Source organism: Brachybacterium sp. 107 (genome assembly GCF_052379725.1).
GTDB lineage: Bacteria > Actinomycetota > Actinomycetes > Actinomycetales > Dermabacteraceae > Brachybacterium.
In genome coordinates, this window is the sequence record NZ_JBQSYW010000002.1 from 407,868 (window position 1) to 421,657 (window position 13,790).

Sequence of the window (13,790 nt, forward strand, 5' to 3'; positions counted from 1 at the left end):
GGGCGGGGCCGGCTCAGCCGGCGCGTCCGCTCCACGGGTCGGTCATCTGCTCGCTGATCAGCACCTCGAGGTCCGGGACGGTCTCCGCGAGCAGCTCCTGTGCGAGCGGCAGCCAGAGCGCCTCGCTCGCCGCATGCGGGACGTCCACGAGCGCGGGCACGGCGCGGTGATCCGCAGCGGCTTCGAGATGCTCGAGGGCGGGATGGTGCCGCAGGTCCGAGGTGATGTTTGCATCGACTCCGGCGGCGACGGCGGCCTCGAGGAAGGAGTCCCCGGCGCCGGGGCACACGGCCACCGTGCGGACCTCTCGTCCGGGATCCCCCGTGTGCAGGATGCCGCGCGCTGTGGCCGGGACGAGGCCGGCGACCGCGGAGGTCAGGGCTGCGACGGTGGTCGGGGCCGGAAGGGCACCGACCGCGCCGAGTCCGAACAGCGCCGATCCATGAGCGCCGTCGTCGGCCGCGCGGCCCGGGACCAGCGGGCGGGCATCGCGCAGGTCGAGCGCCCGGATCCAGGCACCGACGGTGCCACGGGTGGACCGGTCCACATTGGTGTGCCCGCACCACAGGGCGGTGCCGGCCCGCAGCAGGTCGGTCACCACCGCACCCTTGCCCTGATCGGCCGGCAGGAAGCTCGCGCCCCGCAGCAGCAGCGGGTGATGGGTGATCAGCAGCTGCGCGCCGCGGTCGATGGCCTCCCGGGCGACGGAGACGGTGGGGTCCACGGCCAGCAGCACCCGGCTGACGTCGGCGGTGCGCTCCCCGAGCACCAGGCCCACGCGGTCCCAGTCCTCCGCCCAGGCGAGGGGGAAGGCCTCCTCGAGGATCCCGGTGACGGAGCCGACGCTCGCTGTGTGATCGGGCATCACGCCTCCAACGTCCGGAGCTCGACGAGGGCCGCCTGGTACGCCTTCCAGGGCATGAGGACGCATTTGACCCGGGCCGGGAACTTCGCGGCGCCCAGCAGGGCAACACCGTCGCCGATCAGGTCCTCGTCACCCTCGATCCGACCGCGTGAGCCCATGGCGGCCTCGAAGTGCTCGCGCACGGGCTCCACCTCGGCGACGGTCCGTCCGATGAGGAGGTCCGCCATGATCGACGCCGCGGCGCGGCTCATCGCGCAGCCGATCGCGTCGTAGGAGAGGTCCTCGATGCGCTGCTCCTCGCCGCGTCCGGAGAGCTGCAGGCGCAGCGTGATCTCGTCACCGCAGGTGGGGTTCACGTGATGGACCTCCGCCTGGAACGGCTCACGCAGCCCCGCGTGCAGGGGTCGTCGGTCGTGCTCGATGACCAGCTCGGTGTACAGGGAGTTCAAGGCAGAGCTCATGCGAACGCTCCGAAGAAGTCGGCGGTGTGCGCGACGCCCGCGATGAGGGCGTCGACCTCCGCAGCGGTCGTGTGGACGGAGAAGCTGGCCCGTGTGGTGCCGTGCAGGCCGAAGCGGCGGTGCAGCGGCCACGCGCAGTGGTGACCCACCCGCACCTCGAGGCCGAGCGAGTCGAGCACCTGGCCGACGTCGTGGGGGTGTCGACCGGCGAGGTCGAAGGACACCGCGCCGGTGCGCTCCGGACCGGCCGCCGGGCCGATGATGTGCACGCCGTCGATGCCCGACAGGCCGCGCAGCGCACGGTCGGTCAGCGCCCGCTCGTGCTCGGCGATGGCCCCCATGCCGAGCGCGGAGAGATAGTCGCACGCCGCCGCCAGACCGACGGCCTGGCTGATCGGCGGGGTGCCGGCCTCGAAGCGGGCGGGCGGCTCGGCGTACGTCGAGTGGTCGAGATGGACGATCTCGATCATCGAGCCGCCGGTGAGGAAGGGGGGCATCGCCGCGAGGTGCTCATAGCGGCCCCACAGCACGCCGATGCCGGTGGGTCCGAGCATCTTGTGCCCGGACAGCGCCACGAAGTCGACGCCGAGCTCGGCGACGTCGAACGGCATGTGCGGCGCCGACTGCGCGGCATCCAGCACGGTGAGCGCGCCGACGGCCCGAGCGGCCTCGACCAGCCGCGCGACCGGGTTGACGGTGCCGAGCACGTTGGACTGGTGGGCGAAGGCCACCACCCGGGTCCGTTCGGTGAGCAGCGACTCCAGGTCCGTCAGATCCAAGGTGAAGTCATCGGCCATCGGGATCCAGCGCAGCGTCGCCCCGGTGCGCCGGGCGAGCTCCTGCCAGGGCACGAGGTTGGCGTGGTGCTCCATCTCGGTCACCAGGATCTCATCGCCCTCGCGCACCCGCAGATGCGCCGGGGTCGAGGCGTCACCGTTGCCCAGGGAGTACGCGACGAGGTTCAGCGCCTCCGTGGCGTTCTTCGTGAAGACGACCTCATCGGGCGAGGGGGCGCCGAGGAAGCGCGCGACGGTCTCCCGCGAGTCCTCGTAGGCATCTGTCGCCGCCGACGCCATCCGGTGCGCACCGCGTTTGACGGCGGCGTTGTCGTGGGTCAGATAGGCGACCTCGGCGTCGATGACCTGACGGGGGCGCTGCGAGGTGGCGCCGCCGTCGAGGTAGATCATCGGGGTCTCCGGATCCAGCATGCGGCCCAGGATCGGGAAGTCAGCCCGGATCGCCTCGCTGTCGAACGGTCTGCTCGGTGCACTCACCTGCGCGGTTCCTCCTCCATGCGATGCCGCTCGCGGGACTCTGACCAGGTCCGGAAGGAACTGCTCGGCCCGCGCGCGACGCTGGTGCCAGTATAGGAACCGTCCAGGCTGCGCCGGGCGGCCGTGAGACGCTGTCCACACCCGCCCCTGGCACCTGTCCGCACCGGTCCCGCTCATTCTCGGAGGTTGCGCCATCGACACCCTGATCCTGCTCGCCTTCGGCGTCGCCACCGTCGGTCTCCTCGCGGTCGCGATCTACCGGATGATCGCGCTGCGCCGACGCACCCGCGACGAAGCCCGCGCGGCCGGGTTCCCGTCCGGCGAGATGCCCCGCACCGACGAGCAGAAGGCCCGGGACGGGCAGACGGCGAAGATCTGGGGCTGCCTCGTGCTCCTGGTGCCGTGTGCATTGGTACTGCTGTACGTCGTCTCCCGCTGAGCGAGGCGGGCACTTCCCGACGACGCGCGCAGCACCGGGCAGCAGCGCCTGCCTTCTGTCCCGCCCTCGGCTCCACGATGCGAGAAGACCCCTGCTCCAGCACTCCCGGTGCGGATCAGGGGCCTTCTCGAGGGTGGGTCGTGAGGGGCTCGAACCCCCGACCTCCTGGGTGTAAACCAGGCGCTCTGACCAACTGAGCTAACGACCCGAGCGGGGCTGGACGCCCCTCATCCTCCGCAGGCGGAGGGCCGGCACCTCGCACACGAGGTGCCGATCGTGCGTGAGATCAGTTGGTGCGGCTCGCGAGGCGCGTGCCGGTCCAGTCCTGGGCCAGGCTCACCGTGCTCATCACGCGGAGACCGGCGGTGCCGGCGCTCTCCTGGATGTCCGCCGGGGCGACGTGCCCGTCGCGACCGGCCTTCGGCGTGAGCACCCACACGGGGGCTCCGGCCGCGAGGGTCGTGAGGGTGTCGACCATGGCGTCGGTCAGATCGCCTTCGCCCTCGCGCCACCACATGATGACGCCGTCGACGATCTCCTGGCAGTCCTCGTCCTCGAGCTCGTCGCCGAGGACGTCCTCGATCGCATCGCGCAGGTCGAGATCGACATCGTCGTCATAGCCGAACTCCTGCACGATCTGACCCGAGCTGAAGGCCAGCGCCTCGGCAGGAGAGCTGGACGAAGGGGCGTCGGCCGACGTTGACAAGAAAGAGCTCCTCACAGGTAGGGATAAGAATTCGCAGCAGTTTCCGAAGCACCTGAGGTGCCCGGAACGCGCTGTGCGGCCCTCATGCTATGTCACGAGTGAACCCATCGCACTTCGAGCACGCACACGCGTGAGATTCACCAGGAGCGCATACCCGGATGCCGACGTCCCGACCCGGACATGACAGGCTCGTGACACCGACGATCGTGGGGCCCTGCGCACCATGGAGGGTGTTCGGCGTCTCACATGTGGGGAGGTCTTGTGAAGGCTCCCAGCGCCTTTCGCAACGGTAGGCTTGCCGGAACCGAGGCCGAGGAGCCGTGCCCACCGGCGCTCCACAGCTCCCCACGGCCGGTCCATCGCCTCCCGTAGAGAGAAGGACATCGTGACTTCGCACGAGACCCCTCGCCCCATCGGCATCAATCTGCCCAGTCATGCGCAGGATCCGGATCCTGAGGAGACGCAGGAATGGATCGACTCGTTCGACGGCCTCGTCGAGCATCGCGGTTCCGACCGCGCCTCCGAGGTCGTCCAGAGCCTGATCCAGCACGCTCGTGACCAGGATCTGCATCTTCCCGATTCCCTCGCGACCGATTACATCAACACCATCGCGGTCGATGACCAGCCCGAGTACCCGGGTGATGTGGAGCTCGAGAAGGAGCTGCGCAACATCAACCGCTGGAACGCCGCGATGCTGGTGCACCGCGCGCAGGCTCCCGGCATCGGAGTGGGCGGCCACCTCTCCAGCTACGCCTCGATCGCCACGATGTACGAGGTCGGCTTCAACCACTTCTTCCGGGGCCGCAACCACCCCGGCGGCGGCGATCACATCTTCTTCCAGGGTCACGCCTCCCCCGGCATCTACGCCCGCGCCTACCTCATGGGCCGGCTGGGCCAGGAGGACCTCGACGGCTTCCGTCAGGAGTTCTCCAGCGAGCACGGCATGCCGTCGTACCCGCACCCTCGCGCCATGCAGGACTTCTGGGAGTTCCCGACGGTGTCCATGGGCATCGGTCCGGTCGCCGCGATCGAGCAGGCCTCCTTCGACAAGTACCTCACCAACCGTGGCCTCAAGGACACCAGCGAGCAGCACACCTGGGCATTCCTCGGCGACGGCGAGATGGACGAGGTCGAGTCCCGTGGCGCGCTGCACATCGCCGCCAAGGAGCACCTGGACAACCTGACCTTCGTCGTGAACTGCAACCTGCAGCGCCTCGACGGCCCGGTGCGCGGCAACGGCAAGATCATCCAGGAGCTGGAGAGCCAGTTCCGCGGCGCCGGCTGGAACGTCATCAAGGTCATCTGGGGCTCGGGCTGGGATCCGCTGCTGGAGTCCTCGACCGACGGTGCGCTCATCGACCTGATGAACGTCACGCCCGACGGTGACTACCAGACGTACCGCGCCGAGAACGGCGCCTTCATCCGCGACAACTTCTTCGGTCGGGACCCCCGCACGAAGGCCCTCGTCGAGGACCTCTCGGATGACGACATCTGGTGGAAGCTCAACCGTGGTGGCCACGACGCCAAGAAGATCCACGCCGCCTTCCGGGCCGCGATGGACCACAAGGGCCAGCCCACCGTGATCCTCGCCCACACCATCAAGGGCTACCGCCTGGGCAAGAACTTCGCCGGCCGCAACGCGACCCACCAGATGAAGAAGTTCACCCTCGAGGACCTCAAGGCACTGCGCGACACCCTGCGCATCCCGTTCAGCGACGAGCAGCTCGAGAGCGGCAGCGTCTACGACGCGCCCCTGTACATGCCGTCCGACGACACCCCGGTCATGCAGTACCTGAAGGAGCGCCGCGGGGAGCTCGGCGGCCCCGTCCCCTCGCGCAGCACCGAGCACAAGGCGCTGGACCTGCCCGGGGACAAGGCCTACGAGGTGATGCGTCGGGGCTCCGGCAAGCAGGAGATCGCGACCACGATGGCTCTCGTGCGCCTGCTCAAGGACCTCATGCGCGACAAGGAGACCGGCAAGCGCTGGGTCCCGATCGTCCCGGACGAGGCCCGTACCTTCGGCATGGACTCGCTGTTCCCGACGGCGAAGATCTACAACCCCGATGGTCAGAACTACCTGTCGGTGGATCGCGACCTGCTCCTGGCCTACAAGGAGTCCACCTCCGGCCAGATCAAGCACATGGGCATCAACGAGATCAGCTCCACCGCGGCTTTCACCGCGGCGGGCACCTCGTACGCCACGCATGACTTCCCGATGATCCCGTTCTACATCTTCTACTCGATGTTCGGGTTCCAGCGCACCGGCGACTTCTTCTGGGCCGCCGGCGACCAGATGGCCAAGGGCTTCGTGATCGGCGCGACGGCCGGCAAGACCACGCTGGCGGGCGAGGGCCTCCAGCACATGGACGGCCACTCGCCGATCCTGGCCTACACGAACCCCGGCACGGTCATCTACGACCCCGCCTACGGCTACGAGCTCGGCCACATCATCCGTGATGGCCTCCAGCGGATGTACGGCGAGGACGACCGCCTCCAGGAGGTCTTCTACTACATCACCGTGTACAACGAGCCGATGGTGCAGCCGGCCGAGCCCGAGGATCTGGATGTCGAAGGACTCCTCAAGGGCATGTACGTGCTCGAGGAGGCCGCCGATGGCGACGGGCCCGAGGCTCAGCTGCTGGCCTCCGGTGTCGGCGTGCCGTGGGCACGCCACGCCCGCCAGCTCCTGCTCGAGGACTGGGGCGTGCGCGCCACGGTCTGGTCGGTGACCTCATGGGCAGAGATGCGCAAGGACGCCCAGGAGGCGGAGAAGCACAACCTGCTCAACCCCGAGGACCCGCGCACCCCGTGGATCTCGCAGCGCCTGGAGGGCATCGACGGCCCGTTCGTCGCGACCTCCGACTACGACTTCCTGGTGCCGGACCTGATCCGCGAGTGGATCCCCGGCCAGTACGGCGTGCTCGGAGCGGACGGCTGGGGCTTCTCGGACACCCGACCGGCGGCCCGCCGTCACCTGAAGATCGATGCGCACTCCATGGTCGTCAAGGCCCTGCAGCTGCTCGCCCGCGAGGGCAAGGTCGATCCGTCCCTCGTGCGCCAGGCCATCGACAAGTACGACCTGACCAACGTCAACGCGGGCCAGTCCGGCTCGTTCGGCGGCGAGTCCTGATCCCCCCACCGGCTCGTCCCTCCTCCGGGAGGGGCGAGCCGGTGGCTGTGTTCTCCCGCCCCGTCCCGGGCCCTCACCTCGCGGGACCCGGCGACCCTGCCTCTCCTTCGTCCTCTTTCTCTTTCTCTCCCTCCTGGAGGTTCCCGTGCTCGCGATCGTCTGCCCCGGCCAAGGGGCGCAGAAGCCCGGATTCCTGAGCCCGTGGCGTGAGCTGCCGGGCGTCGAGCAGACGCTGGCCTCTCTCTCCGAGGCCGGAGGCGTGGATCTTCTGCGCCACGGCACCGAGTCCGACGCCGACACGCTCCGCGATACCGCGGTGGCCCAGCCGCTGCTGGTCGCCGCCGGGATCGTCGCCGCCGCCCAGCTGGGCGCCGACGGGGATCTCCCCGGAGCCGATCTGATCGCCGGGCACAGCGTGGGCGAGCTGACCGCCGCTGCGCTGGCGGATGTCCTGAGCGACGAGGACGCGATGCGCCTGGTCGCCGTGCGCTCCCGGGCGATGGCGACGGCCGCGGGCGCCGAGCCCACGGGGATGGCCGCCGTCGTCGGCGGTTCCCGGGACGAGGTCCTGGCCACCATCGAGCGTCATGGCCTGCACCCGGCGAACATCAACTCCGCCGCACAGGTCGTGGCCGCCGGCTCCCTCGAGGCCCTCGCGGCGCTCCGCGAGGACGGACCGGCCAAGGCCCGCGTGATCCCGCTGCAGGTCGCCGGAGCCTTCCATACGCCCTACATGGCCGGTGCCCGCGAGGAGCTGGCCACGTTCGCCCCGAGCCTGTCCCCCGCCGATCCGGCCGTCCCGCTGGTCTCGAACGCGAGCGGCGAGATCGTCACGAGCGGCTCGCGCTACCTCGACCTGATCGTCACGCAGGTCGCATCGCCGGTCGACTGGGAGGCCTGCATGGCCGCCCTGCGCGAGCGCGGCGTGACCGCGATGATCGAGGTCGCTCCGGCCGGTACCCTGACCGGGCTGGCCAAGCGGGAGCTCAAGGGCATCGCGCTGGCCAACCTCAACACCCCCGATGACCTCGAGGCCGCCCGTTCGCTCGTGCGCGAGCATGCCGGCGTCGCCCCCACCGCGGACCAGGAGAACTGACATGGCCGTTTCGCTCAAGCCCCGGCCCACCGTGCCGGGTTCGCAGGTCCTCGCCTACGGCGCCGCCCGCGGCGACGTGATCGTGCCCAACGACGACCTCATCGAGCCCATCAATTCCTCGGACGAGTGGATCCAGCAGCGCACCGGCATCATCACCCGCCACCGCGCCAGCAAGGACGTCGGCGTCAAGGACCTCTCCCTGACCGCCGCGAAGGAGGCCATCGAGCGTTCCGGCATCGACCTGGAGACCCTCGACGCGATCATCGTCTCCACGATCAGCTTCCCGTACCCGACCCCCTCGCTCGCCACCCTGCTGGCCGGCGAGCTGGGTCGCCCCGATGTGATCGCCTACGACATCTCGGCCGCCTGCGCCGGCTTCGCATACGGGATCGGACAGGCCGACGCCCTCGTCCGCACCGGCGCCGCCCGCCACGTGCTGGTCATCGGGGCGGAGAAGCTCTCCGACTTCGTCGACCCCACGGACCGCTCGATCTCGTTCCTGCTCGGTGACGGCGCGGGCGCCGCGATCGTCGGACCCAGCGACGAGCCGAAGATCGGCCCCACCGTGTGGGGCAGCGACGGCGACAACTGGAACACCATCCGGATGACCAACTCGCTCGTGGACTTCCGCGACGGGAACGGACCGTGGCCCACTCTCGAGCAGGACGGCCGCACCGTCTTCCGCTGGGCCGTCTGGCACACCGCGAAGAAGATCCGCGAGATGCTCGAGCAGTCCGGGCTGACGGTCGAGGACATCGACGTGTTCGTGCCACACCAGGCCAACATGCGCATCGTCGACGAGCTCGCCAAGCAGCTCAAGCTCCCCGAGAGCGTCGTCATCGCCCGCGACATCGCCGAGACCGGAAACACCTCGGCCGCCTCGATCCCGCTGGCCACCCATCGTCTGCTCGAGGAGGGCGCCGCGAAGAGCGGTGACGTGCTCGTGCAGTTCGGGTTCGGCGCCGGTCTGGCCTACGCCGGACAGGTGCTGGTCCTCCCCTGATCACCGCGGCGTGCGGGCGGGCTGTCGCCCGCATCACGCCACCCGGGCCACATCGTCGCCGCTGCCGGAACACCGGCTGCAGCGCGGGTAGTCTGTCACCGCCACACAATCCATTCACCTAAGGAGAACCCCATGGCACACACCGAGAACGAGATCCTCGCGGGCCTGGCCGAGATCGTCAACGAGGAGACGGGTGTCGCGACCGAGGACGTCCAGCTCGCGAAGTCCTTCACCGACGACCTCGACATCGACTCCATCTCCATGATGACCATCGTGGTCAACGCCGAGGAGAAGTTCGACGTGCGCATCCCCGACGAAGAGGTCAAGAACCTCGCCACCGTCGGCGACGCCGTCAAGTTCATCGAGGGCGCGCAGTCCTGACCCCCTCCTGACGCCCGGGACGCTTCTGTCCCGGGCGTCGCCGTTCGCTCCACGCTCCCCGACCCGGAGGTCCGCCCGTATGTCCGCTTCCCGCTCTCGCGTCGCCGTGACCGGTCTCGGCACCGTCAATCCTCTCGGCGGCGACATCGCTTCCACCTGGGAGGCGGCCCTGGCCGGGACGTCGACCGCCCGCACGCTGGACAACGACTGGAAGGAGACCTACGGCCTGTCCGTGGACTTCGCCTGCCAGGTCGTTCCCGGTGCCCTCGACTCCCTCACGCGGCCCGAATCCAAGAAGCTGGACCCCTCCGGCCAGTACTCGATGGTCGCGGCCCGTCAGGCCTGGGCCGATGCCGGCTCCCCCGAGGTCGAGCCCGAGCGGCTCGGTGTCGTGGTCGGCACCGGGATCGGAGGCATCTGGACCACGCTGGACCAGTGGGATGTGGTGCGTGAGCGCGGCGCCCGTCGGGTCAATCCCTTCACCGTGCCCATGCTCATGGCGAACTCCTCGAGCGCCCAGATCTCCATGGAGCTCGGCGCCCGTGCCGGTGCGCACACCCCGGTCTCGGCCTGCGCCTCCGGCGCCGAGGCCGTCGCCCTGGGCATGAGCATGATCCGCGACGGCCGGGCCGACGTCGTCGTCGTCGGAGGCACCGAGGCGTGCATCCACCCGATGACGCTCGCCGCCTTCGCGAACATCCGTGCTCTCTCGGGCCGCGTCGACGACCCGCAGACCGCCTCACGGCCCTACGACGTGGACCGTGACGGCTTCGTGCTGGGCGAGGGCGCCGGCATCCTCGTCCTCGAGAGCGAGGAGCACGCCGCCGCACGCGGAGCGCGCGTGTACGCCTACGCCTCCGGTCGCGGCATGGCATCGGACGCCCACCACATCTCCGCCCCCTCGGCAGAGGGCCAGGCCCGCGCGGTGCGCGAGGCGATCGGAGATGCGGAGATCTCGGCGAAGGACATCGTGCACGTCAACGCGCATGGCACGTCCACCCCGCTCGGAGACATCGGCGAGCTCAACGCCGTGGCGACGGCCCTCGACGGTGTCACCGACCAGATCGTGGTCACGTCCACGAAGTCGATGACCGGGCACCTGATGGGTGGCGCCGGCGCGCTCGAGTCGATCTTCTCGACGCTCGCGGCGTACCACCGCGTCGCCCCGCCGACGATCAACATCCAGAACCTCGATCCCGAGACCCCGATGCGGATCGCGCAGAACACCCCGGTGGATCTGCCCGGCGGCGACATCGCCGTGCTGAACAATGCGTTCGGCTTCGGCGGTCACGACATCGCGGTGGTCTTCACCAGCGCCTGATCCTCGGCGCTCCACCCCGTGCACGGGGCACGACGCACAGAACGCGGCTGCCGGACATGATCCGGCAGCCGCGTTCTGGGCTCAGGGCTCAGGGCTCAGGGCTCAGGGCTCAGCTGACGCGATGCAGCCAGCGCATCGGGACGCCCTCGCCGGCGTGTCGGTAGATCTCCAGCTCCTCGTCCCAGGCTTCGCCGAGCGCGATCGACAGCTCCCGGCGCAGGGCCCCGGCATCCTCGCCGGCGCGGTCCATGCACCCTCGCACATGGTCCTCGGTGAGGACGGCGTTGCCGGCGCGATCGGTGGCCGCGTGATAGATGCCCAGCTCCGGGGTGCAGCTCCAGCGGGCGCCGTCGCTCGAGACGGTCGCCTCCTGGGTGACCTCGAAGCGCACGTCGTGCATTCCCCGCAGGGCGCTGACGAGCCGGGGGCCGGTGTCGTCACGGCCCCGCCAGGTCAGCTCGGCGCGCACGAGGCCGCGGCCCACGTACTGCTCCTCCCAGCGAATGCGGGAGGGCGTGCCGAGAACTCCGTTGGCGGCCCACTCGATATGTGGTGCGAGGGCTCGCGGCGCGGAGTGAATATAGAGAACGCCCTGAGTCATCTCGTTCCTTCCGGTCTCCGATACGTCTTCCCCAACGAATCGGAACCGCCCGGGTGGTGTGAGATGCCGGACTGCTCATGCTTCTACTGCTGATGCAGAGCTTAGAGGGTTTCCCTGATCTGGCGCAATGCCTTCTTCTTGACCGAGCGCTCGAGCCCGTCGATGTAGAGCTCGCCGTCGAGGTGGGCGACCTCATGCTGGATGAGACGGGCGGTGATGCCCTCGCCGGCCAGCTCGATCTCCTGGCCCTCGACGTCGATGCCCACGCAGCGCGCGAAAGCGGCGCGGGTGCGCGGGAAGAACAGGCCCGGCACGGAGAGGCAGCCCTCGTCGTCGTCCTGCAGCTCGTCGGAGAGCTCCACGATGACCGGGTTGAGGATGCAGCCGATCCCGTGGTCCTCGAGGTTCCAGGAGAACGCTCGCAGGCTCACGCCGATCTGGTTCGCGGCGACCCCGGCGCGGCCGTCGTCGTCGACCGTGTCCATGAGGTCGCGCACGAGGCCGCGGGTGCCGTCGGTGATCGTACGGATCGGATCGCAGGTGGTGCGCAGCACCGGGTCTCCGACGACGCGGATCGGGCGGATGCTCATGCGTCCTCCTGCCCGCCCAGGTCGTCGACCCCGAGGATCGTGTGGGTGACCTCGGTGCCGGGGACGACGGTGCGTTCGACGGTGCATCCGGCGGCCACGGCGCGTCCGAAGACCTTCGCGACCGACGCGATCTCGGCTTCGGTGAGGCCGTCCAGGGGCAGCTGGACCTCTTCGTTGATACGGGCGTAACGGTTCTCGGAGTCGTCGGAGTCGCCGTGCGCCCACAGCCGCATCGCGAAGTCATCGCCGAGACGGCGGGCGAGGTTGACGTCGGAGGTCATCCCGGCGCAGCCGATGAGTGCGAGCTTCAGGAGCTCGCCGGGGCTGATCTCGCCCTCGCCCTTGCCGATGGCGATCTCGACCCCGCGCTGGTTGCGACCCACCAGGGTGCGCGGACCCGATCGGTCCGCCCAGACGCTGTCGGGACCGGCGGAGTCCGGGATCGGGAAGACCTCATCGGGGTCGGCGGGCATCGTGCTCTCCTTCGCGAGAACCATCGGGCGGGAACAACGCAGCCCCGGGGAAATCCCCGGGGCTGCGTACCTGCTGTGGCTCCCGCAGTTGGACTTGAACCAACAACCCTTCGATTAACAGTCGAATGCTCTGCCGATTGAGCTATGCGGGATCGACCTGAGCAACAGTAGCAGGACTCCTCGGTGGTCGCACCTCCGATTGCGGCTCCGACCGGCGAGTATGACCTATCTAACCCCGGGCGGGAGGGGTGCTCAGGACCGGCTCTGCCTCCGGATCGGTTGACGCGCGCACGAGGAGCACGGGTTCGATCGCCCTGACTTCGCCGGCTTCGGCTCCGGGTGCTCCGGACGCTCCGGGGGCACCGGAAGCGGTCGTCGAGGGGACGTCCCCCTGGGGGCGCTTCCTGCTCGCCGCGATGACCTCCAGCAGGCGGGACGCGGCGAGTCGGCCGTACTCGACGGCCGAGCGGCCGATCGCGGTGATGGCCGGGCGGTGCATACGTGCCAGCGCGGAATCTTCGTAACTGGCCACAGCGATCTGCTCGGGCACCCGGATCCCGCTCTCCAGCAGCACGTGGATGCCGGCCAGGACCATCTCGTCGCTGTCGAAGATGATCGCCGTCGGAGGCTTCGTGGCGGTGAGCAGCTCGGCCGTGGCGACCGCCGCATCCTGCGCGCCGTATCCGGCGTCCTGGAGGGTCCCGTCGATGCCGTGCTCGGCGCAGCGGTCGAGGAACGCCCGATCGCGCTGTGCCGTGTGGAGGAACTCGGCGGTGCCGGCGACACGCGCTATCCGAGAGTGCCCGCGGGAGGCCAGATGGTCCACGAGCAGGTTCGTCGCCTGGGCATCGTCGACATAGACCGAGGGAAGAGAGCCATGATGCCCGGGCCCGCCCACGACGAGCGCGGGCTGGCCGATCTTCTCCAGGGCCGAGATCCGTGGATCATCGACCCGCAGGTCCACCATGACCACGCCGTCGACGCGTCGCTGGGCGAACCAGCGTCGGTAGGTCTCGATCTCCGCCTCCGGCGACTGCACCATCTTCATCTGCAGCGAGTAGTCCTGGGCGCTGAGCACCTCCTGCAGCCCGGCGGTGAACGCCCCGAAGAAGGCCTCGTTGCCGAGCACCTCGGCGGGGCGTGCGAGGACCATGCCCACGGTGAGCACGGGTGCTCCGGCAAGTGCCCGCGCTGCGGGCGAGGGCTCCCAGTCGAGCTCCCGGGCGATGTCCATGATGCGTTCGCGGGTGGCGTCGGAGACGCCCGGGCGGCCGTTCACGGCGAGGGAGACGGCAGCGGAGGTCACGGCGGCCCGCCGAGCGATGTCTGCGATCGTGACCCGTTGGCCCCTGCCGCTGCCGCGTGCTCCGGACGTGCTGCTGGTGGACATGGCAAGGCCTCCTGAATAGACAGTTCAGCGCACCGCCCCGAACGCCTCTACTTGAGCGCT

14 protein-coding genes and 2 tRNA genes are annotated in these 13,790 nt (G+C 69.6%); 6 read left to right on the forward strand and 10 right to left on the reverse strand.

The window, feature by feature from the left end; translation table 11 throughout:
* Positions 1-13: 13 nt before the first annotated feature.
* The 3 genes from ACT3UL_RS04340 to ACT3UL_RS04350 are packed head-to-tail and all read right to left on the reverse strand — an operon-like array spanning position 14 to position 2,600.
* Entirely contained in the window at positions 14-865 is an 852-nt protein-coding gene (locus tag ACT3UL_RS04340) for a Nif3-like dinuclear metal center hexameric protein (protein ID WP_444576910.1), read from the reverse strand.
* Positions 865-1,326, reverse strand: a complete 462-nt coding sequence (gene sufU, locus ACT3UL_RS04345) for a Fe-S cluster assembly sulfur transfer protein SufU (RefSeq protein WP_443335246.1) — start codon at positions 1,324-1,326, stop codon at positions 865-867. The genes ACT3UL_RS04340 and sufU overlap by 1 nt, the downstream gene beginning before the upstream one ends.
* The gene (locus ACT3UL_RS04350; protein WP_444576911.1) at positions 1,323-2,600 is read right to left on the reverse strand and encodes an aminotransferase class V-fold PLP-dependent enzyme; all 1,278 of its coding nucleotides are present in this window, start codon (positions 2,598-2,600) and stop codon (positions 1,323-1,325) included. Before ACT3UL_RS04350 ends, sufU begins: the two co-directional genes overlap by 4 nt.
* Positions 2,601-2,862: 262 nt before the next feature.
* On the opposite strand from ACT3UL_RS04350, the gene ACT3UL_RS04355 reads away from it, so the two are divergent.
* Positions 2,863-3,039 (forward strand): hypothetical protein, encoded by a 177-nt coding sequence (locus tag ACT3UL_RS04355; RefSeq protein ID WP_444576912.1) that lies wholly within the window; start codon positions 2,863-2,865, stop codon positions 3,037-3,039.
* Positions 3,040-3,173: 134 nt separating this feature from the next.
* Here the strand turns inward: ACT3UL_RS04355 and ACT3UL_RS04360 are convergent.
* Together ACT3UL_RS04360 and ACT3UL_RS04365 are read right to left on the reverse strand one after the other, a co-directional pair.
* Positions 3,174-3,247 (reverse strand) — tRNA-Val (locus tag ACT3UL_RS04360).
* 78 nt (positions 3,248-3,325) lie between these two features.
* Positions 3,326-3,745 (reverse strand): DUF3052 domain-containing protein, encoded by a 420-nt coding sequence (locus ACT3UL_RS04365; protein ID WP_444576913.1) that lies wholly within the window; start codon positions 3,743-3,745, stop codon positions 3,326-3,328.
* A gap of 385 nt (positions 3,746-4,130) precedes the next feature.
* Between ACT3UL_RS04365 and aceE the strand changes: the two genes are divergently transcribed.
* The 5 genes from aceE to ACT3UL_RS04390 all read left to right on the forward strand — a co-directional run bounded on the left by aceE (position 4,131) and on the right by ACT3UL_RS04390 (position 10,676).
* Complete coding sequence (gene aceE, locus ACT3UL_RS04370) at positions 4,131-6,875, forward strand: pyruvate dehydrogenase (acetyl-transferring), homodimeric type (RefSeq protein WP_444576914.1); 2,745 nt, start codon at positions 4,131-4,133, stop codon at positions 6,873-6,875.
* 145 nt (positions 6,876-7,020) lie between these two features.
* On the forward strand, positions 7,021-7,971 hold the full coding sequence (locus ACT3UL_RS04375) for an ACP S-malonyltransferase (protein WP_444576915.1): 951 nt from the start codon (positions 7,021-7,023) through the stop codon (positions 7,969-7,971).
* Between the two features lies 1 nt (position 7,972).
* Positions 7,973-8,974, forward strand: coding sequence for a beta-ketoacyl-ACP synthase III (locus ACT3UL_RS04380; protein WP_444576916.1), 1,002 nt, complete (start codon positions 7,973-7,975; stop codon positions 8,972-8,974).
* A gap of 132 nt (positions 8,975-9,106) precedes the next feature.
* A complete protein-coding gene (locus ACT3UL_RS04385; protein ID WP_193119399.1) occupies positions 9,107-9,355 on the forward strand; it encodes an acyl carrier protein in 249 nt (82 codons plus the stop codon).
* Positions 9,356-9,434: 79 nt separating this feature from the next.
* The gene (locus ACT3UL_RS04390) at positions 9,435-10,676 is read left to right on the forward strand and encodes a beta-ketoacyl-[acyl-carrier-protein] synthase family protein (RefSeq protein ID WP_443349740.1); all 1,242 of its coding nucleotides are present in this window, start codon (positions 9,435-9,437) and stop codon (positions 10,674-10,676) included.
* Between the two features lie 109 nt (positions 10,677-10,785).
* Here ACT3UL_RS04390 and ACT3UL_RS04395 read toward each other — a convergent pair whose 3' ends face one another.
* From ACT3UL_RS04395 to ACT3UL_RS04415, 5 genes are all read right to left on the reverse strand, one after another.
* Positions 10,786-11,277 carry a DUF3145 domain-containing protein gene (locus tag ACT3UL_RS04395; RefSeq protein ID WP_444576917.1) on the reverse strand — a complete coding sequence of 164 codons (492 nt, stop codon included), beginning with the start codon at positions 11,275-11,277 and terminating at the stop codon, positions 10,786-10,788.
* Positions 11,278-11,378: 101 nt separating this feature from the next.
* Positions 11,379-11,867 (reverse strand): peptide deformylase, encoded by a 489-nt coding sequence (locus tag ACT3UL_RS04400; protein ID WP_444576918.1) that lies wholly within the window; start codon positions 11,865-11,867, stop codon positions 11,379-11,381.
* Positions 11,864-12,340, reverse strand: a complete 477-nt coding sequence (locus ACT3UL_RS04405; protein ID WP_444576919.1) for an OsmC family protein — start codon at positions 12,338-12,340, stop codon at positions 11,864-11,866. Before ACT3UL_RS04405 ends, ACT3UL_RS04400 begins: the two co-directional genes overlap by 4 nt.
* Before the next feature lie 76 nt (positions 12,341-12,416).
* A tRNA-Asn gene (locus ACT3UL_RS04410) sits at positions 12,417-12,492 on the reverse strand.
* Between the two features lie 77 nt (positions 12,493-12,569).
* Complete coding sequence (locus tag ACT3UL_RS04415; protein ID WP_444576920.1) at positions 12,570-13,730, reverse strand: LacI family DNA-binding transcriptional regulator; 1,161 nt, start codon at positions 13,728-13,730, stop codon at positions 12,570-12,572.
* Between the last annotated feature and the right edge of the window lie 60 nt (positions 13,731-13,790).